Raw genomic sequence first — 18,749 nt, 5'->3', positions numbered from 1 at the left:
GTGGCCGGGGCCGGTGGGTCGGGTGCGGGTGGTCGGCCGCTGCGCGGGGCCGTGTCCCCTACCGGCCCTTCCACCGTTCCCCGGGCTCCGCCCGGACCCCTTGCGGGGGGGGCTGTCCATAGCCCCGTCGGCGTTTGAGGCGCGGGCGCGGTAGCGCCGTGTCTTGAGCCGCGCCGGCGCTTGAGGCGAGAACGGTTGAAGGGCGGGGAGGGGCAAGCCCGCGCAGCGGCCCGCCACCCGCGGACGACCTCGGCCTCAGCGCACCCGCGCAGGCGCCGCGGCCCCGACCGGGGTGGGCTTCGGCGCCGCCGGCTTCGGTTGCGGGGCCGCGGGGCCCGCGGGGGCCGTCGGCGGCGGGGGTGTCGGCGGCGGCGGGGGTGTCGGCGGCGGGGCCGGGGGAAGGGTGAGGAGGAGGCCCGGGGTCAGGCGGGACGGGTCCGGGCCGATCACGGGGCGGTTGGCCTCGTGGAGGGGCCGCCACCCGCCGGGGACCCGGCGGCGGCGCGCGATGCCCTCCAGCGTGTCCCCGGCCCGCACCACGTGCATCCGCCCCGCCAGCCCGTACCGCTTCGCGCACACCGGCCACGCCTCCCACCCCTGCACCGCCAGCAGCTCCTCCGCGACCCGGATCTGCTGGTCGCGGCTGGCCAGGTCCGCCCGCGCCGCGTACGCCAGCCCCCCGTGCTCCTCCCAGGTCGGCTGCCAGAACTGCAGGCCCCCGTAGAAGCCGTTGCCGGTGTTCACCGCCCACCGCCCGCTGCTCTCGCAGTCGGCGACGCAGTCCCACGGCCATTGCCCGCCCGGCCCGCAGTCCCCCGGCCCCGTCCCGATCACGCCCGGCGAGCCCGGGTGCGCGGCCCCCGCGGGGCCCGGGGCGGGCGGGGGCGGCGCGGCGACCGCGCCGACACCCGACGGGAGAACGAGCACCAGCGCGGCGACCGCCGCGGCCACAGCGGTGGCCGCCGCCCGCCGCGTACACAGATCGGGCATCGGCTCACGCTACGGAGCCCCCGCCCCGCCACGTCCCCGCCACGCGGCGCTCCCCCGGGCCCCACCCGGACGGCCGACGCCCGGCCGGCGCCTCGAACACCCCGAGACGTTCGAAAAGCGGCTCCAACTGCGCACGAAGGGCCAACAGTTGACACGAAACAGAAGTCGCGGTCGGACGGTTCACTCTTCCGGGTGGCCGGTTCGAATCCGTTCCCTCAAACGGCGTGACCCCGGCCGCCGCCGCGCCGTTGATCCCGGCGAGCCGGGAACCCCCCGGCCTCCGCACGAATGAGGAGCCACCCCGTGCCGCGCATGCTCGACGTCAGTCTTGAGGTACGTGCCGAGATCGGTGACGAAGAAGCCGACAGGCTGCTCACCGGCGACGACGCCCCGGGCAGTTACGACTGCACCTCCTGCCGCACCCCCGGCGACCCCGAGACCGACCCCACGAGCACCGTGCTGTTCGTGGGCGAGGAGACCGCCGTACTCGCCTTCGCCCACACCGCCTGCATCCCCTCCCAGGTCGTCCAGGTGTCCGAGGAGCAGCTCCAGGGCGCGGTCCGCAGCATCACCGGCGACGGCCCGGCCCCCGCCCCGGAGCAGGCCGGCGGCGAGGGCCCGCAGTCCGTCCCCGGCGGACAGGCCGTCCTCGGCATCACCAGCGGCCTCGTCCTGATCGCCGGGGAGCTGCACCCCGCGCTGGTCGTCGAGCCGACCGCGCCGATCGCCCGCCCCGGCACCACCGGCCCCGGCGACGACTTCCTCCCCCTCCTCATCGAGCAGGGCTTCATCCCGGTCACCGACACCAACGAGGTCCCCTCCGCCCTCGCCGGCTGGTCGGTCCTGCTGGCCGGCGGGCAGCTGCACGCCGTGCTCCAGCCCGGCACCGACGGCGGGCCCCAGGTGGCCTGGTGGCAGGCCCACCAGGCGCTGGGCGTCACCGACGGCTGGCGGGCCGCCGTCAACAAGACGCAGCGCGTGCTCATCTACGCCGCCCCGGTCGGCTCCATCGGCCAGCAGCCGCGCGAGGACCTCCTCCGCGACGCCCTGGACAAGGCCGCGAGCAACGGCAAGCTGGTCGGCGCCTCGATGCCCCTGGCCGGTACGCCGGGCGCCTGAGCCCCACTCCTCCCCGCCGGAACGACCGTCCGCCCCCTGCCGAGGGGGCCGGACGGCATGCGCCGGGGGTGCGCGGTCCGTCCCGCGCACCCCCGGCGATCTGCGTTTTCCGCCCCGTCACCCCGCATCCGCAGGCCGCCGGTTTCGTTGGCTGATACGTGCATTCATACGACCCCTCCCGCGCCCCGTTCCGTGCGAGCAGCGCCTCGCACACCCCGATCTACGACAGCCTGTACTCGGAGTACCTGCGCGCCTTCCGGGCGCTGCCGGGAGACCGTACGGGCGAGGAGGACCTCGGCTTCACCGCGTTCTCGTACGGCAGCGGGTACACCGGCACCTCGTACGGCGGCGGCACGGGCGGCTCGTACGGCGGCGGCCTCAGCAGCACCGGCACCGGCTGGAACGGTTCCGCGTGGCAGCAGGCCGACAGCTGGCAGCCCTCGTACCTCCCGCAGCAGGCGGCCCAGCCGGCGTACTCGTACGCGGGCGGCTCCGGATACGGCGGCGGGCGGCAGCACCAGACCGGGATGCAGCACATCCCGGCGGCCCTGCCGCCCGCTCCGCGCCGGGGCTACTGACCCCGGACCGCCGCTACTTCTTCTTCTTGTACTGCGCGCCGCGCTTCTCGCGCACCCGCACCGAGATGTGGAGCGGGGTGCCCTCGAAGCCGAACTCCTCGCGCAGGCGGCGCTCGATGAAGCGCCGGTAGCCGTGCTCCAGGAAGCCGGAGGCGAAGAGGACGAACCGCGGCGGCTTGCTGCCCGCCTGGGTACCGAACAGGATGCGGGGCTGCTTGCCGCCGCGGATCGGGTGCGGGTGGGCCGCGACGATCTCACCGAGGAAGGCGTTCAGCCGGCCGGTGGGGACTCGGGTCTCCCAGCCCGCGAGGGCCGCCTCGATCGCCGGGACCAGCTTCTCCATGTGGCGGCCGGTCTTCGCGGAGACGTTGACGCGGGGCGCCCAGGCGACCTGCTGCATCTCGGTCTCGATCTCGCGCTCGAGGTAGTAGCGGCGCTCCTCGTCCAGCTCGTCCCACTTGTTGTAGGCGATGACGATCGCGCGGCCGGCCTCGACGGCCATGGTGATGATGCGCTGGTCCTGGACGCTGATGTTCTCGGTGGTGTCGATCAGGATGACCGCCACCTCCGCCTTCTCCACGGCGGCGGCCGTGCGCAGCGAGGCGTAGTAGTCGGCGCCCTGCTGGAGGTGGACCTTCTTGCGGATGCCCGCGGTGTCCACGAACTTCCAGGTGACGCCGCCGAGCTCGATCAGCTCGTCGACCGGGTCGCGGGTGGTGCCGGCCAGCTCGTTGACGACGACGCGGTCCTCGCGCGCGACCTTGTTCAGCAGGGAGGACTTGCCGACGTTCGGGCGGCCGATCAGGGCGATGCGGCGCGGTCCGCCGATGGCCGTGCCGCCGAAGGTCTGCTCGGGGGCCTCCGGCAGGGCCTCCAGGACGGCGTCGAGCATGTCGCCCGTGCCGCGGCCGTGCAGCGAGGAGACCGGGTGCGGCTGGCCGAGGCCGAGGGACCACAGGGAGGCCGCGTCGGCCTCGCCGCTCTGGCCGTCGACCTTGTTGGCGCAGAGCACGACGGGCTTGCCGGAGCGGCGCAGCAGCTTGACGACGGCCTCGTCGGTGTCGGTGGCGCCGACCTTGGCGTCCACGACGAAGACGACCGCGTCGGCGGCCTCGATGGCGTACTCGGCCTGGGCGGCGACGGAGGCGTCGATGCCGAGGACGTCCTGCTCCCAGCCGCCGGTGTCGACGACCTTGAAGCGGCGGCCCGCCCACTCGGCCTCGTACGTGACGCGGTCGCGGGTGACGCCCGGCTTGTCCTCGACGACGGCCTCGCGGCGGCCGATGATGCGGTTCACCAGGGTCGACTTGCCCACGTTCGGGCGGCCGACGACGGCGAGGACGGGGAGCGGGCCGTGGCCGGCCTCCTCGATCGCGCCCTCGACCTCTTCGAGGTCGAAGCCTTCCTCCGCGGCGAGCTCCATGAACTCCGCGTACTCGGCGTCGCCAAGTGCTCCGTGGTCGTGCTGGTCGTTCATGAAGTCCGTTCCTCGTCGTTCGTGGTGATCGGTGGCGCCCGCGCTACGCGGTTCCACTACTAGGTCAAGTCTCGCTCAGCGCCCGGTGAGGCGCTTGGCGTCGGCCAGGTGGGCGGTCAGCCGTCCCTGGATGCGTGCGGTGGCCTCGTCCAGCGCGGTGCGCGTACGACGGCCCGTGCCGTCCCCGGCGTCGAAGGCGGAGCCGAAGACCACGTCGACCCGGCTGCGCAGCGGCGGCAGGCCCTTGACGAGCCTGCCCTTGGCCTCGGTGCTGCCCAGGACGGCGACGGGCACGACCGGGGCACCGCTGCGGACGGCGAAGTAGGCCAGCCCGGCGCGCAGGGACGCGAAGTCCCCCTCGCCGCGGGTGCCCTCGGGGAATATCCCCAGGGCGCCGCCGTTCTCCAGGACGCCGAGGGCACGGCTGATCGCGGTCCGGTCGGTGCCGGTGCGGTCCACCTTCACCTGCCCGATCCCCTCCAGGAAGGGGCCGAGCGGGCCGACGTACGCCTCCTTCTTGATCAGGAAGTGCAGCGGCCTCGGCGCGGTGCCCATGACCATGGGTCCGTCGATGTTGTGCGCGTGGTTCACGGCCAGGATGACGGGGCCGGAGGCGGGCACCTTCCAGGCCCCCAGCACGCGCGGCTTCCACAGCCCGTACATGAGGCCGATGCCGATGCGCCTGCCGACCGCCGCGCCCTTGGGGGAGGGCGTACCGCTCACTTGGCGCGCCGTTCTTCGACCAGGGTCACGACGCACTCGATGACCTGGTCGAGGGTGAGGTCGGTGGTGTCCACCTCGACCGCGTCGCCGGCCTTGGCGAGCGGGGACGTCTTGCGGCCGGAGTCGGCGGCGTCCCGCTTGATCAGGGCTTCCTTGGTGGCCGCGAGGTCCGTGGCCTCCTTGCCGCGCAGCTCGCCGCTGCGGCGGGCGGCGCGGGCCTCGGCCGAGGCCGTCAGGAAGATCTTGAGGTCGGCGTCGGGCAGGACGGTCGTGCCGATGTCCCGGCCCTCGACCACGATCCCGTCGGCCTCCTCGGCCGCCTCGGCGGCGATGGAGCGCTGGAGGTCGGTGATCAGGGTGCGCACCTCGGGGACGGCACTGACGGCGCTGACCTTGGAGGTGACCTCCTGGGTGCGGATCGGGCCGGAGGCGTCCAGGCCGTCCACCGTGATGGTGGGGGCGGCCGGGTCCGTGCCGGAGACGATGGCCGGCTTGCCGGCCGCGAGGGCGATCGCCTGCGGGTCGTCGGTGTCGACGCCGTTGGTGATCATCCACCAGGTGATGGCCCGGTACTGGGCACCGGTGTCCAGGTATCGCAGCCCGAGCTTGGCGGCCACGGCCTTGGAGGTGCTGGACTTGCCCGTGCCGGAGGGACCGTCGATGGCGACGATCACGGCGGACGGAGCGGCGGTTTCCACGGTGCGGGCACCTTCCTGGTTGCGCGTACGTGTGCGGGCGCGCCAAAGGCGCCCCCGCACCAGGTTACCGGCCCCGGGCGCCCGCCGTTCCCGGCCTACTGCTGCCGCAGCGCCCAGCCCCGCTCGCGGAGCTCCGCGGTCAGGGCCGCGACCGCCCTGGGTTCCACCATGAGCTGCACGAGACCGGCCTGCTGGCCCGTGGCGTGCTCGATCCGCACGTCCTCGATGTTGACCCCGGCGCGGCCCGCGTCCGCGAAGATCCGCGCCAGCTCGCCGGGCTTGTCGCTGATGAACACCCCGACGGTCTCGTACGCCATGGGCGCCGCGCCGTGCTTGCCGGGGACCCGGACCCGGCCGGCGTTGCCGCGCTTGAGGACGTCCTCGATGCCCGCCGCGCCGCCCTTGCGCTCGGTCTCGTCGGCGGACTGGAGGCCCCGCAGGGCCTCCACGGTCTCCTCCAGGTCGGCGGCGATGCCGGCCAGGACGTCGGCGACCGGTCCCGGGTTGGCCGAGAGGATCTCCACCCACATCCGGGGGTCGGAGGCCGCGATGCGGGTCACGTCGCGGATGCCCTGGCCGCACAGCCGCACGGCCGTCTCGTCGGCGTCCTCCAGGCGGGCGGCGACCATGCTAGACACCAGCTGCGGGGTGTGCGAGACCAGCGCCACCGCGCGGTCGTGGGCGTCGGCGTCCATCACCACCGGGACGGCCCGGCACAGGGCGACGAGCTCCAGGGCGAGGTTGAGGACCTCGTGGTCGGTCTCCCTGGTCGGGGTCAGCACCCAGGGCCGGCCCTCGAACAGGTCCGCCGTGGCCGCCAGCGGGCCCGAGCGCTCCTTGCCCGCCATGGGGTGGGTGCCGATGTAGGCGGAGGTGTCGGCGCCCAGCGCGGCGAGTTCCCGGCGCGGGCCGCCCTTGACGCTGGCCACGTCCACGTAGGCGCGGGCCGTCCCGCGTCCGATCGCGTCGGCCAGCGCGGCGGCCACGTGGGCCGGCGGTACGGCGACGACCGCGAGGTCCACCTGGCCCTCGGGGGCGTCGTCCGTGCCGGCGCCCATGGCGGCGGCCGTACGGGCCTGCGCGGGGTCGTGGTCGACGAGGTGGACGCTGATGCCCCGGGCGGTCAGGGCGAGCGCCGCGGAGGTGCCGATCAGTCCGGTTCCGATGACGACGGCGGTTCTCACGGGGCGCTCCAAGGGTGATCGCGTAACGACGGGATGGGCCTGACTCAGGGTAGCGACTCGGTATCGCGAAAGGACCCGGCGGTCCGCCCTGTGGACGGGGCCGGGTCCTCGCGGACGATCTTGCCGTGGTCGGCCGTTCTTGTCAGCGGCCCTCGTCGGCGGCCCTCGTCAGCGGCCCGCGTCAGCGACTCCTCGTCAGAGGTTCTGCTTGCGGATGATGTCCTCCAGCGACTCCGTGGGCACCTGGCCGGTCGGGGTCAGCTTGTCGACGGCCTGCGGGAGCGCCTGGGCCAGCTGGTCGGCGGCCTCGTCGGGGCTGACGCCCGCCTGCTGGGCCGCCTGCCGGAGGGCGTCGTCCGGCAGCGCCTCCTTGATCTGGGCACCGCTGACGGGCTGGTTCTCGCCGGTGCCGATCCAGGACTGGGCCTGGTCGGCGAGGCCGGACTTGGTCAGCATGTCCAGCAGGCCGCCGAGGGGGTTGTTCGCGCCTCCGGCCTGGGCGCCGCCCGCGCCGCCGCCCATCAGGGCTCCGAGCAGGGCGCCGAGGATGTTGCCGCCGCCGCCCGCCGCGCCGCCGCTGCCTCCCTGGCCGCCGCCGAGGAGTCCGCCGAGGAGGGAGCCGAGGTCATTACCCGCCATGGTCCTGTTGCCTTTCGAAGGGGGACCGGGCGCGCGTCGGTGTCGGGCCCGGCTTCGAGACACGGACAATGTCACCCAGATCATCCCGTACTGCCACTTGGCGCACGGCTCTCGGAGCGGGTGCGGTAGAACCACCCGCATGATCTTCCACATCGTTCCGCTCGCCGACTGGAGTGCCGCTCCCGAGTCCCCGTACGCCCCCGGCTCGCTCGCCTCCGAGGGCTTCGTGCACTGCTCGGCGGACCGGCCCACCGTGCTCGCCATCGCCGGCTCCCACTACCGCGGGGCGCCCGGCGTCCTGCTCGCCGTCGAGCTCGACGAGGCGGCCCTGACGGCGGAGGTCCGCCGCACCGGGCCCGGCGACCCGTACCCCCACGTCCACGGGCCGCTGAACCGCGACGCCGTCTCCCGCGTGTGGGAGGTCGTACGCACCCCCGGCGGTCCGGCGGACCTGGTCCCCTGGCGGCCGGAGTGAGACAGACGGTGTGGCGGGCTTCTCCTGGGGCCCGCCGCACGCCAGGATGCACCTCGCCATCCCGGCCACCCAGCAAGGAGCCCCGCATGACCGACTCGAACACCGCCCGGCGCACCGTACTGGCGGCCGGAGCCGCCGTCCTGGCGGGCGGCACCCTCGCCGCCTGCGGGTCCGACACGGAGAAGCCCGACACCGGCTCCGGCACCGCCTCCGCCCCGCAGACGGGCGCGTCCCCGGGGGCCTCGGCGCCGGGCGCGGTCGCGGAGCCGCTGGTGAAGTCCTCCGCGGTACCGGTCGGCGGCGGCACCGTCCTCAAGGAGCAGAAGGTGGTGGTCACCCAGCCGACGGCCGGCTCCTTCCGCTGCTTCACGGCCGTCTGCCCGCACCAGGGCTGCCTGGTGGACAAGGTCGAGAACGGCACGATCGACTGCCCCTGCCACGGCAGCAAGTTCAAGGTCGCCGACGGGGCCGTGGCCCACGGGCCGGCGGTCAAGCCGCTCGCGGAGAAGAAGATCACCGTGTCCCCGGAGGGGGAAATCTCGCTCGCCTAGCGGGCACGGCGCCGCCTACCCTCCCGGGATGGACGACCTCACCCTGGTCCGGGACCACACGATCTACGCCTGCGTGATGGGCTCCCGCGCCTTCGGACTGGCCACGGAGGCGAGCGACACCGACCGGCGCGGTGTCTACCTCGCCCCCACGCCGCTCTTCTGGCGGTTCGAGAAGCCCCCGACCCATGTCGAGGGGCCCCGGGAGGAGGAGTTCTCCTGGGAGCTGGAGCGCTTCTGCGAGCTGGCCCTGCGCGCCAACCCGAACATCCTGGAGTGCCTGCACTCCCCGCTGGTGGAGCGGCTCACCCCGACCGGTGAGGAACTGCTGTCCCTGCGCGGGGCCTTCCTCTCCCGCCGGGCCCACACCACCTTCAGCCGGTACGCCGTCTCCCAGCACCGCAAGCTCCTCGCGGACGTCCGCGTCCACGGCGCGCCGCGCTGGAAGCACGCCATGCACCTGCTGCGCCTGCTGGCCTCCTGCCGCGACCTGCTGCGCACCGGCCGCCTGACGATCGACGCGGGCGCCGACCGCGAGCGGTTCCTCGCGGTCAAGCGGGGCGAGCTGGGCTGGGACGAGGTCGACGCCTGGATGACCCGCCTCGCCGAGGAGTCCGAGGCGGCCCTCTCCACCAGCCCGCTGCCCGCCGAACCGGACGGGGCCCGCGTGGCGGACTTCCTCCACCGCGCCCGCCGCGCCTCGGCCGTCTAGAGCCGTCCGCAGCCGTCCAGAGCCGTCCAGAGCGGCGTGCGGTGGCGTACGACGAACTCGTCGAGCTCCTCGTACGCGCTCACGTACTCCGGCAGCGCCGTGCCGGCCTGCGCCGCGTCCAGCACCGCGTGCAGTGCCGCGAAGTCCCGCCCGACCGCGTCCACCGCGGGCCCTTCGTACCCGCCGTGCTCGGCGGCCACCTTGGCCTCGATCAGCGCGCCCAGGTACGAGGGCGCCTCCGGGACCTCCCCGAGCAGGGTCGGCAGGTGCGCCTGCACCTCGGCGGAGCGCATCAGGTGGATGCCGGTGAGGAGCGCGCGGAAGGCGTAGAGCAGGGGCTTCAGCTCGGCCGTCTTCTCGAAGAGCCGCCACTGGGTGTTGGCGAAGCCCCGGTAGTGGTGGGCGTGGTGGCCGGTGAGCACGCCCGGGGCCAGCGCGGCCAGCTCCGCGTGCGCCCCGGTCGTGTGGACCACCAGGGGGGACAGCAGCTGCTCCAGCACGTAGCCGTTGCGCCGCAGCATCAGGCGGACGAACTTGCGCAGGTCGTGCGTGACGAGGTCCAGTTCGACCCCGTCGTCCTCCCACATCCGGGTGCGGGTCTCCTCCGGATCGCGCAGGCCGAGCAGGGCGCGCGGCGGCAGCAGGTGGGCGCCGCGCAGGTCGATGTCGGAGTCCCGGGAGGGGAAGCCGTACAGGTGGGCCCCGGAGACCGTGGCGAAGAGCAGCGGGTCCGGCTGCTCCGCCACGACGGGGGCGAGGTCGATGCCCATGGCGTCCAGCACGGCTCACGCGTCCCAGAGGGTGCCGAAGGCGAGGAGTTCCTCGCGGTACTCGATGCGGCCCTCCCAGTCGCGGGGCCAGACGTCGGCGCCGAGGTGGGCTCCGGCGAAGGCGCCGGCCAGGCAGGCGATGGAGTCCGAGTCCCCGGCGGTGCAGGCCGCGCGGCGCAGCGCGAGGAGGGGCTCGTCCGGGAACAGCAGGAAGCACTGGAGGGCGGTGGCCAGGGCCTCCTCGGCGATCCAGCCCTGACCGGTGGTCAGGCAGGGGTCGGTCTCCGGGGAGGGGTAGCGCAGGGCGGCCGCGAGCCGGTCCAGGACGGCCAGGCACTCGTCCCAGCCCCGGGCGATGAAGGACTCCGGCGAGGCGTCGGAGGCGGAGCGCATCCACAGGTCGCCGAGCCAGCGCTCGTGGTAGCGGGTGCGGTTCTCCAGGGCGTACGAGCGCAGCCCCCCGACCAGGCCCGTGACCTCGGTGCCCTGTGCCAGGAGGTGCACGGCGCGGGCGGTCAGGTCCGAGGCGGCCAGTGCGGTGGGGTGGCCGTGGGTGAGGGCCGACTGGAGCTGGGCGGCGCCCGCGCGCTCCTCGTCCGTCCATCCGGGGACCAGCCCGACGGGGGCCACGCGCATGTTGGCGCCGCAGCCCTTGGAGCCGGTCTGGCTGGCGTCGCGCCAGTCGCGCTCGGGGTCCTTGAGCAGGGCGCAGGCGCGCAGGCAGGTGTTGCCGGGGGCGCGGTTGTTCTCCGGGGACCGGTACCAGTCGACGAACTCCTCGCGGACCGGCCGGGCCAGCCGCAGCGGGCCGACCGGTCCCCGCTCGGCGGCGGTCCGTATGCCGCGCGCCAGGGCCAGGGTCATCTGGGTGTCGTCCGTGACGATCGCGGGGCGCGGCAGCCGCATCTCGCGCCACGGGCCGGTCTTGGCGAGGATCGACGGGACGTCGTTGAACTCCGTCGGGAAGCCGAGGGCGTCGCCGAGGGCCAGGCCTACGAGGGCGCCCGTCGCGGCACGCTTGGTGGCGGTCACAGGGTGGGTCCTTCCGAAGGGCGGAGCAGGGGCGGGTGGAGGGTGGTCGCCGGGCCGGCCCGGTACAGGGCGGCGGGTTTGCCGCGGCCGCCGGTCAGCCGGGCGGCGCCGGGCACCGCATCGACGAAACCGGGCGTGGCGAGGACCTTGCGGCGGAAGTTGGGGCGGTCCAGGGAGGTGTCCCAGACGGTCTCGTAGACGGCCTGGAGCTCCCCGAGGGTGAACTCGGGCGGGCAGAAGGCGGTGGCCAGGCAGGTGTACTCCAGCTTGGAGCCCACCCGCTGCCGGGCGTCGGCCAGGATCAGCGCGTGGTCGAAGGCGAGTCCCGAGGCCTCCCCCACCGGCACCCAGCGGGCGCGGTCGGCGTCCCCGCCGCCCTCGTCGGCCGGTTCGGGCATGTCGGGGACCAGGGCGGTGAAGGCGACCGACACCACCCGCATGCGGGGGTCCCGGTCCGGTTCGCTGTAGGTGCGCAGCTGTTCCAGGTGCAGGGCGGCGACCAGTGCGGGCGGCAGGCCGGTCTCCTCGGCCAGCTCGCGGCGGGCGGCCGTCTCGGCGGACTCCCGGGGCAGGACGAAGCCGCCGGGGAGCGCCCAGGCGCCCGCGTACGGTTCCTGGCCGCGCCGGATCAGCAGGACGTGCAGGGCGCCGCCGCGGACGGTGAGGACGGCGAGGTCGACGGTCACCGCGAAGGGCTCGAAGGCGTACGGGTCGTAGTTCACCGGCGCTCCGGGAGGGGCGCCGCGAAGTGCCAGCCTTCGGACAGCAGGCCGTCGACCGCCGCCACGGCCGTGTCGAGCCGGGTCCGCCGGTCCCCGCTCACGACCAGGAAACGCCGGCCGGTGCGGGCGAGTTCCCGGCGGAAGCGGGCGGTCATCCAGGGTCTGAGTTCCGGCCCGTCGCGCAGCCCGTCGTCCTCGAAGGGCACTCCTTCGTGGTCGGTGAGCAGGTACAGGTCGCGGGGGCGGCGGGCGGCGATCCTCTCCACCTCCGCGTTGCGGCCGCCGAGGTAGCGCTCGTGCCAGATGCCGGTGGCGAAGGAGTCGGTGTCGCAGAACAGCACCGGCGAGCCGAGCCGGGCGGCCCGCTCCTCGGCCTCGTCCTGGCGGCGGGCGATGACCGGGAACTCGCGCGAGGTGAAGGTCATGTCCTCCCAGGAGGCCGCCGGGTCGACGGCGCGGGCCGCCGCGAGCTTCTCCTCGCTGTACTCGCGGCCGTACTCGGCGACCCAGCCGGTCTTCGCCCACACCCCGCCGCGGCGGCGGTAGTGGGCGGCCAGCTCCCGCGAGAGGGTGGTGGTGCCGGTGGACTCGGCGCCCAGGACGACGACCCGGCGGGTCAGGGCGGCCCGTACGCCGGGTCCGAGGAACTCCCAGCTGCCGGCCGGGTCCTCGCGCACGGCGGTCCCGGACACCGGGAACAGGGTGCGCGCGGGGTCGACGCAGACCTCCTCGGCCCCGAAGCGCCGGGCGAGTTCGGTCCCGTACTCCTCGGAGGTGAAGACGGCGTCCACGCGCCGGCCCACGGCGCCGCGGAAGATCGCCATGTGCGCCTCCCAGATGCCGGCGTCGTGCAGGTCGACGGGCACGTCGTCGACCGCGCCGACGACCTCCGCGCCGGGGTGCTCCTCGCGCATCCAGGCGACCCGGTCGGCGAGCGGCACGGATTCGACGGAGGCGGCGCAGACCAGCACGGTCAGCCGTTCGCACTGGTCCTGGGCGGTGCGCACCAGGTGGTGGTGACCGGCGTGCGGCGGGTAGAACTTGCCCAGCACCAGCCCGTGGCCGTAGCGCTTGCCGCCGCTCATGCCGTCGCCTCCAGGGCCGTACGGGCGCCCCGCGCCGGGAGCGCCCGGTGCCAGCCGACGAGGCCCGCCACGCACAGGGCGAGGAATCCCGTGTAGAGGACCGAGGTCAGGTACAGGCCCTTGTACGCGTAGAGCGGGACGTAGACGAGGTCGGCGGCGATCCACAGCCACCAGGACTCCAGGAGCTTGCGGCACTGCCCGTAGGTGGCCATGAGGGAGAGCCCGGTGGTGAGGGCGTCCCAGAACGGGACGGTGGAGTCGCTGACCCGGCCGAGCAGCAGGGTCAGGGCGGCGGTCCCCACCGCACCCGCCACCAGCAGCCAGGCCCATTCGGCGCGCGTGGTGCGGCGCACCGGCAGGGCCGTGGCGGTTCCTGGTCCACCCCCGTGGGTCCAGGACCACCAGCCGTAGGCGGCGAGGGCGATGAAGACGATCTGGAGGCCGGCGTCGGCGTAGAGGCCCGCCTGGGTGAACAGCACGATGAAGAAGAGGTTGTTGGCGATGCCGACGGGCCAGTTGGCGATGTGCTGCCGGGCCACCAGCCACACGCAGACGGCGCCCGTGGCGAAGCCGAGGATCTCGGTCCAGCTCGTGTTCCAGCCCATGCAGGCCATCCGCTCCCTTTAATAGTCACTCTGACTATAAACAGGTGCGGCGGTCCCGGGCAAGGAGACCGGGCCCGGAAACGCGGAAGCCCGCAGTGCCGGGGCACTGCGGGCTTCCGCCGGATCCTGCGAGGGGGCTACAGACCGACCTCGCGCATGAGCATGCCGACCTCGGTGTTGGTCAGGCGGCGCAGCCAGCCCGACTTCTGGTCGCCCAGCTCGATCGGGCCGAAGGAGGTCCGCACGAGCTTGTCGACCGGGAAGCCGGCCTCGGACAGCATGCGGCGGACGATGTGCTTGCGGCCCTCGTGGAGGGTCACCTCGACCAGGTAGTTCTTGCCGACCTGGTCGACGACGCGGAAGTTGTCCGCGCGGGCCCAGCCGTCCTCCAGCTCGATGCCGTCCTTGAGCCGCTTGCCGATGTCGCGCGGCAGGGAGCCGGTGATCGCGGCGACGTAGGTCTTCTGCACGCCGTACTTGGGGTGCGTGAGGCGGTGGGCCAGCTCACCGTGGTTGGTGAGGAGGATGATGCCCTCGGTCTCGGTGTCGAGCCGGCCGACGTGGAAGAGACGGGTCTCTCGGTTGGTGACGTAGTCGCCGAGGCACTGGCGGCCGTCCGGGTCCTCCATGGTGGAGACGACGCCGGCGGGCTTGTTCAGCGCGAAGAACAGGAAGGACTGGGTGGCGACCGTGAGGCCGTCCACCTTGATCTCGTCCTTCGGCTGGACGCGCTTGCCCTGCTCGGTGACGATCTCGCCGTTGACCTCGACGCGGGCCTGCTCGATCAGCTCCTCGCACGCGCGGCGCGAGCCCATGCCCGCCCGGGCCAGCACCTTCTGCAGGCGCTCGCCCTCCAGCTCCGCGCCCGGGAAGGTCTTCGGGGTCTTGATCACGGGCTTGTCGGCGTACCGGTCGCGCACGCGCTCCTCGATCCGCGCGTCCAGCTCGCGGGGGCGGGACTGGCCGCTGCGGCTGCCCGGGCCGCTGCGCGGACCGCCGGCGCCGCCGATGCCGGGGGTGCGGGAGGGGGTACGGGGACCGCCCTTGGCCCCGCCGCGCGCCGCCGCGCCGCGGGCACCGCCGCCGCCCGGGCGGGCCCCGCCGCGGCTGCGCTCACCCTCGGGGCCCACGTCGTAGCGGCGCTCCTCGGGGCGCGGGTTGCGGGGGCGCTGGGGCGCCTGGTCCCGGTCGCGGTCCCGGGAGCCGCCGGAGGAGCCGCCGGAGGAACCGCCCCGGTAGCCGCCACCGCCCGAGCCGCCGGAGGAACCGCCCCGGTAGCCGCCACCGCCCGAGCCGCCGGAGGAACCGCCCCGGTAGCCACCGCCCGAGCCGCTGCCGGAGCCGCCCCGGTAGCCGCCACCGCCGCCGGAGCCGCCGCCGCGGGCGCTACCGCGCCCGCCGCCGCTGCTGCCGCCGCTGTTCCTGTTGCCGCCACCGTTGCCGTTGCCGCTGCTTCGCATCAAAGTTCCGTCGTCTTGTCGTCGTCTACGTCAGTGTCCGGTGCGTCCGGATCGAACGACGGCACACCTTCTTGCGTCTCGGCTTCGATCGCGTCCGCCTCGGGAAGGAAGGGCGCGAGCTCCGGGAGCTCGTCCAGGCCGCGCAGGCCCATCCGCTCCAGAAAGTAGTTCGTCGTCCTGTACAGGATCGCACCTGTTTCGGGTTCCGTGCCCGCCTCGGCCACCAGACCCCGCTGGAGGAGGGTCCGCATGACCCCGTCGCAGTTGACCCCGCGGACCGCCGAGACCCGCGAACGGCTCACCGGCTGGCGGTACGCGACCACCGCCAGGGTCTCCAGGGCCGCCTGGGTGAGCCGGGCCTGCTGCCCGTCCAGGACGAAGGCCTCCACGGCGGCCGCGTACTCGGGCCGGGTGTAGAACCGCCAGCCCCCGGCGACCAGCCGCAGCTCGAAGCCGCGGCGCTGCGCGGCGTACTCGTCGGCGAGCGCGGAGAGGGCCCCGGCGACCTCGCGCGGGGTGCGGTCCAGCACCTTCGCCAGGTGCTCGGCGGTCGCGGGTTCGTCCACGACCATCAGCACGGCCTCCAGCGCGCCCTTCAGCCCGAGCTGCGTCCGGTTCATTCGGCACCCTCCACGACCTGGTCGAACTCGTCCGTCACCTTCGGCATCCCGTCGCCGTCCCCGCCGCACCAGCGCACGGTGAGCGTGAGCAGGGCGTCCGCCTGGTCGAGGACCACGGCCTTCTCCCGGTACAGCTCCAGCAGCGCCAGGAAGCGCGCGACGACGGTGAGGGTGTCGGGGGCGTCCTCGGTCAGCTCCTGGAACGTCGCCTCGCCACGCGTCTTGAGCAGGCTTACGACGTGCCCGGCCTGCTCCCGCACGCTGACGAGGGGGGCGTGGATGTGGTCCACGTACACCTCGGGCGCCGCCTTGGGCTGCATGGCCCGCACCGCGAGCCGGGCGAGGCCGTCGGCGCCGATGCCGATGACCACCTCGGGCAGCAGGTCCGCGTGGTGCGGCTCCAGCCCGACGGTGCGGGGGTAGCGCTTGCCCTCGGCCTCGGCGCGGTCCTGGAAGATCGCGGCGATCTGCTTGTACGCCTTGTACTGGAGCAGCCGCGCGAAGAGCAGGTCCCGCGCCTCCAGCAGGGCCAGGTCGGCCTCGTCCTCGACCTCGGCGGCGGGCAGCAGGCGGGCGGCCTTGAGGTCGAGCAGGGTGGCGGCGACCACGAGGAACTCGGTGGTCTGGTCGAGGTCCCAGTCGGGGCCCATGGCGCGGATGTGCGCCATGAACTCGTCGGTGACCTTGGAGAGGGCGACCTCGGTGACGTCGAGCTTGTGCCGGGAGATCAGCTGGAGGAGCAGGTCGAAGGGCCCCTCGAAGTTGTCGAGCCGCAACGTGAACCGTCCGTCGCCGGCGGCGGCCGCAGGCGGGCCGCCGGCGGCCTGGGGGGCCGCCTGGGCCTCCCGGGCCCGGATCGGCCCGTCAGCCTCCTGGTGGCCCCCTGTAGCGGGCTCCTGGGCCACCCCTGGGCCGCGGCCCAGGCTCCGGCGGGCCGGGCGGGGGGCGTCTTCGTTCGGGGGCATCGCGGTCCAGGGTGGTACGGGGTTTCGGCCGAGCGGCCACGGGTGCAGCCTAGGCCCTGGCCGGGCGGTTTCGGGTCCGCCGCTGCGCGGGGCCGCTCCCCTGCCCGCCCTTCCCCCGTTCCCGGGCGCCGCCCGGACCCGCGCCCCAGACGCCGGCGGGGCTGGACATGCCGGCCGGCGTTTGAGGCGAGAACGGCTGAAGGGCGGGGAGGGGCCGGCCCGGCGCAGCGGCCAACCACCCGCACCAGACCCACCGGCCCCCGCCACCCGAACCGACCCCGCCCCAGGCCCGCCGGACGGAGTCCGGGGCAGCGGGCCCGAAGCCCGGGAAGCGCGCCAGCGCTGAGCGGTGCGAGGACCGCGTCGAAAAGGGTCAGCGGCCCCGGAGGCGGCGGACCAGGATGCTGGCGTCGCCGCGCGACTCCAGGTCCGCCAGGACGACCGCGACCGCCTCGCGCACGATGCGCCCCCGGTCGACCGCGAGCCCGTGCTCACCGCGGAGCACCAGACGGGCGTGCTCCAGGTCCATGAGCTCCTCCGCGGAGACGTAGACCGTGATCTTCTCGTCGTGCCGCTCGCGCCCGCTCGGCCGCCGGTTCGCGCCCCGGCCCTGGCCCTTGCCCTGCCGGGGCCCGGCGCTGGCAGAACCTTCCTGCGGCCTGCGCTGCGCGCCCACCGAGCCCGCCCCGGTCTCCGCGGCCTCCCGGCCCCGGGCCTCTCCCGTGGTCCGCGTCGTGCCGTCCGCCGGTGCGGCCGCGTGTTCCCCGCCCGCGCCCCCGCCCGCCGGCGCCTCCTCGGCGCCCCGCCGCGGCGAGGACGACTGGAGGGCCATCCCCCCGGTCGTGCGGAACAGTTCGTCGGCTCCGGGCAGACTCACTCGGCGGGACACCGGGCGAGCACCTCCCTGGCCAGCTGGCGATAGGCGGCGGCGCCGACGGAGTTGGACGCGTACGTGGTGATCGGCTCGCCGGCGACCGTGGTCTCCGGGAAGCGCACCGTCCGGCCGATGACCGTGTGGTAGACGTGGTCGTCGAAGGCCTCGACCACGCGCGCCAGCACCTCGCGGCTGTGCACCGTACGGGAGTCGTACATGGTGGCGAGGATGCCGTCGAGCTCCAGCTCCGGGTTGAGCCGCTCCTGGACCTTCTCGATGGTCTCCGTCAGCAGCGCGACACCGCGCAGCGCGAAGAACTCGCATTCCAGCGGCACGATGACCTTGTGAGCCGCCGTCAGGGCGTTCACCGTCAGCAGGCCGAGCGAGGGCTGACAGTCGATCACGATGTAGTCGTAGTCGGCCATCAGGGGCTTCAGCGCCCGCTGGAGCGTGGACTCGCGCGCGACCTCGCTCACCAACTGCACTTCGGCGGCGGACAGGTCGATGTTGCTCGGCAGCAGGTCCATGTTGGGGACCGCGGTCTTGAGCAGCACCTCGTCGGCCGACATGCCCCGCTCCATGAGCAGGTTGTAGACCGTCAGGTCGAGTTCCATCGGGTTCACGCCGAGGCCCACGGACAGCGCGCCCTGCGGGTCGAAGTCGACGAGCAGCACGCGGCGCCCGTACTCGGCGAGCGCGGCACCCAGGTTGATGGTCGACGTGGTCTTGCCCACGCCGCCCTTCTGGTTGCACATCGCGATGATCTTCGCCGGACCGTGGTCGGTCAGCGGACCCGGGATCGGGAAGTACGGGAGCGGGCGTCCGGTCGGGCCGATCCGCTCGCGGCGCTGGCGGGCAGCGTCGGGCGCGAGGGTGGCCGCGTACTCGGGGTCGGGCTCGTATTCCGCGTCGGGGTCGTAGAAGTGCCCCTCGGGCACCTGGTCGTAGTCGGCGAAACCAATGGGCGTATCGCCACCGTGGTCGCCGGCCGTGGAGTTCACGTCTAGGCCGTCCATGCTCTTTTGGGGCGTCGTCATGTGCTGGTGGTTTGCGAAGGTGCGGACCGCGACGGAGCCGACAGCTTCGAGCCCGGCAGGACCCTGTCCCCGCTCAGGCGTCCCTGCTCGACCACCTCCAGGAGCAAATGTCGACTCATTCACAAGTCGTCTTACCTCCTCGGACGTGACCAGGACACTTATCGATAGGTCAGCGTTGCACCATGCCGACGGTTGGCGACTCTATGGCGTGTCACCGCCCAGCGGCAACACAATCCGCCGTACCCGGCACGATGTGTCGGCAACCGAACACCACTCTGTCAAGGGCGTGCGCGCTGTCACTGCGAAGTTTCGCGGGTGCGCGAAAGGGTTAAAGGGTTACGTTCGAGGCGAGTTGAGCGGGCTCCGCGGGCATGCCGCAAACGCGTCCGGCCGGACCTTGCGGGCAAGGTCCGGCCGGATACGTGAGATTGACGTC

At 73.9% G+C, this 18,749-nt stretch carries 21 protein-coding genes; 5 read left to right on the top strand and 16 right to left on the bottom strand.

All coding sequences use genetic code 11. The features are described from left to right. Window positions 1-255 precede the first annotated feature (255 nt). Complete coding sequence (locus ACZ597_RS29970) at window positions 256-990, bottom strand: transglycosylase family protein (RefSeq protein WP_471336586.1); 735 nt, start codon at window positions 988-990, stop codon at window positions 256-258. A 303-nt stretch (window positions 991-1,293) separates the two neighbouring features. Between ACZ597_RS29970 and ACZ597_RS29965 the strand changes: the two genes are divergently transcribed. Both ACZ597_RS29965 and ACZ597_RS29960 read left to right on the top strand, forming a co-directional pair. Next, window positions 1,294-2,109, top strand: coding sequence for a hypothetical protein (locus ACZ597_RS29965; RefSeq protein WP_471336583.1), 816 nt, complete (start codon window positions 1,294-1,296; stop codon window positions 2,107-2,109). A 158-nt stretch (window positions 2,110-2,267) separates the two neighbouring features. Then, a complete protein-coding gene (locus ACZ597_RS29960; protein WP_471336580.1) occupies window positions 2,268-2,687 on the top strand; it encodes a hypothetical protein in 420 nt (139 codons plus the stop codon). Between the two features lie 13 nt (window positions 2,688-2,700). Here the strand turns inward: ACZ597_RS29960 and der are convergent, their stop codons facing one another. The 5 genes from der to ACZ597_RS29935 form a co-directional block, all read right to left on the bottom strand. Next, on the bottom strand, window positions 2,701-4,164 hold the full coding sequence (gene der, locus ACZ597_RS29955; protein ID WP_471336578.1) for a ribosome biogenesis GTPase Der: 1,464 nt from the start codon (window positions 4,162-4,164) through the stop codon (window positions 2,701-2,703). 75 nt (window positions 4,165-4,239) lie between these two features. Beyond that, the gene (locus ACZ597_RS29950; RefSeq protein ID WP_405983143.1) at window positions 4,240-4,827 is read right to left on the bottom strand and encodes a lysophospholipid acyltransferase family protein; all 588 of its coding nucleotides are present in this window, start codon (window positions 4,825-4,827) and stop codon (window positions 4,240-4,242) included. A gap of 56 nt (window positions 4,828-4,883) precedes the next feature. Next, window positions 4,884-5,585, bottom strand: a complete 702-nt coding sequence (gene cmk / locus ACZ597_RS29945) for a (d)CMP kinase (protein WP_471336575.1) — start codon at window positions 5,583-5,585, stop codon at window positions 4,884-4,886. Between the two features lie 95 nt (window positions 5,586-5,680). Continuing rightward, window positions 5,681-6,769: a prephenate dehydrogenase gene (locus tag ACZ597_RS29940; RefSeq protein ID WP_471336572.1), complete on the bottom strand. Its 1,089-nt coding sequence runs from the start codon at window positions 6,767-6,769 to the stop codon at window positions 5,681-5,683. Between the two features lie 195 nt (window positions 6,770-6,964). Beyond that, window positions 6,965-7,408, bottom strand: coding sequence for a YidB family protein (locus ACZ597_RS29935; protein WP_471336569.1), 444 nt, complete (start codon window positions 7,406-7,408; stop codon window positions 6,965-6,967). Between the two features lie 139 nt (window positions 7,409-7,547). Here ACZ597_RS29935 and ACZ597_RS29930 point away from each other — a divergent pair, with 139 nt between their 5' ends. From ACZ597_RS29930 to ACZ597_RS29920, 3 genes are all read left to right on the top strand, one after another. Then, window positions 7,548-7,883 (top strand): DUF952 domain-containing protein, encoded by a 336-nt coding sequence (locus ACZ597_RS29930; protein WP_471336566.1) that lies wholly within the window; start codon window positions 7,548-7,550, stop codon window positions 7,881-7,883. An 86-nt stretch (window positions 7,884-7,969) separates the two neighbouring features. Beyond that, entirely contained in the window at window positions 7,970-8,434 is a 465-nt protein-coding gene (locus ACZ597_RS29925; protein ID WP_471336563.1) for a Rieske (2Fe-2S) protein, read from the top strand. 28 nt (window positions 8,435-8,462) lie between these two features. Continuing rightward, window positions 8,463-9,143 (top strand): nucleotidyltransferase domain-containing protein, encoded by a 681-nt coding sequence (locus tag ACZ597_RS29920; RefSeq protein ID WP_471336560.1) that lies wholly within the window; start codon window positions 8,463-8,465, stop codon window positions 9,141-9,143. Here ACZ597_RS29920 and ACZ597_RS29915 read toward each other — a convergent pair. The 10 genes from ACZ597_RS29915 to ACZ597_RS29870 form a co-directional block, all read right to left on the bottom strand. After that, on the bottom strand, window positions 9,140-9,925 hold the full coding sequence (locus tag ACZ597_RS29915; protein ID WP_471336557.1) for a nucleotidyltransferase domain-containing protein: 786 nt from the start codon (window positions 9,923-9,925) through the stop codon (window positions 9,140-9,142). The two genes, ACZ597_RS29920 and ACZ597_RS29915, sit on opposite strands and share 4 nt — an antisense overlap. A 3-nt stretch (window positions 9,926-9,928) precedes the next feature. After that, entirely contained in the window at window positions 9,929-10,945 is a 1,017-nt protein-coding gene (locus ACZ597_RS29910) for an ADP-ribosylglycohydrolase family protein (RefSeq protein ID WP_471336555.1), read from the bottom strand. Then, window positions 10,942-11,700 (bottom strand): NUDIX hydrolase, encoded by a 759-nt coding sequence (locus ACZ597_RS29905; protein WP_471336845.1) that lies wholly within the window; start codon window positions 11,698-11,700, stop codon window positions 10,942-10,944. The genes ACZ597_RS29910 and ACZ597_RS29905 overlap by 4 nt, the downstream gene beginning before the upstream one ends. Further along, complete coding sequence (locus ACZ597_RS29900) at window positions 11,664-12,752, bottom strand: AAA family ATPase (protein WP_471336552.1); 1,089 nt, start codon at window positions 12,750-12,752, stop codon at window positions 11,664-11,666. The genes ACZ597_RS29905 and ACZ597_RS29900 overlap by 37 nt, the downstream gene beginning before the upstream one ends. Continuing rightward, complete coding sequence (gene pnuC / locus ACZ597_RS29895) at window positions 12,749-13,357, bottom strand: nicotinamide riboside transporter PnuC (RefSeq protein WP_471336549.1); 609 nt, start codon at window positions 13,355-13,357, stop codon at window positions 12,749-12,751. The genes ACZ597_RS29900 and pnuC overlap by 4 nt, the downstream gene beginning before the upstream one ends. 137 nt (window positions 13,358-13,494) lie before the next feature. Continuing rightward, window positions 13,495-14,817 (bottom strand): pseudouridine synthase, encoded by a 1,323-nt coding sequence (locus tag ACZ597_RS29890; protein WP_471336547.1) that lies wholly within the window; start codon window positions 14,815-14,817, stop codon window positions 13,495-13,497. After that, complete coding sequence (gene scpB / locus ACZ597_RS29885) at window positions 14,817-15,437, bottom strand: SMC-Scp complex subunit ScpB (protein ID WP_471336545.1); 621 nt, start codon at window positions 15,435-15,437, stop codon at window positions 14,817-14,819. The genes ACZ597_RS29890 and scpB overlap by 1 nt, the downstream gene beginning before the upstream one ends. Beyond that, complete coding sequence (locus ACZ597_RS29880; protein ID WP_471336543.1) at window positions 15,434-16,402, bottom strand: segregation and condensation protein A; 969 nt, start codon at window positions 16,400-16,402, stop codon at window positions 15,434-15,436. The genes scpB and ACZ597_RS29880 overlap by 4 nt, the downstream gene beginning before the upstream one ends. A gap of 373 nt (window positions 16,403-16,775) precedes the next feature. Further along, window positions 16,776-17,291, bottom strand: a complete 516-nt coding sequence (locus ACZ597_RS29875) for a hypothetical protein (protein WP_471336542.1) — start codon at window positions 17,289-17,291, stop codon at window positions 16,776-16,778. Continuing rightward, window positions 17,276-18,436, bottom strand: a complete 1,161-nt coding sequence (locus ACZ597_RS29870; protein WP_125604141.1) for a ParA family protein — start codon at window positions 18,434-18,436, stop codon at window positions 17,276-17,278. The genes ACZ597_RS29875 and ACZ597_RS29870 overlap by 16 nt, the downstream gene beginning before the upstream one ends. Window positions 18,437-18,749 lie beyond the last annotated feature (313 nt).

The sequence above is a fragment of the Streptomyces sp. NPDC040718 genome, from assembly GCF_055593565.1.
Note: the sequence above shows the minus strand (reverse complement) of the source record. Positions and strands in the feature narration are given on the sequence as shown.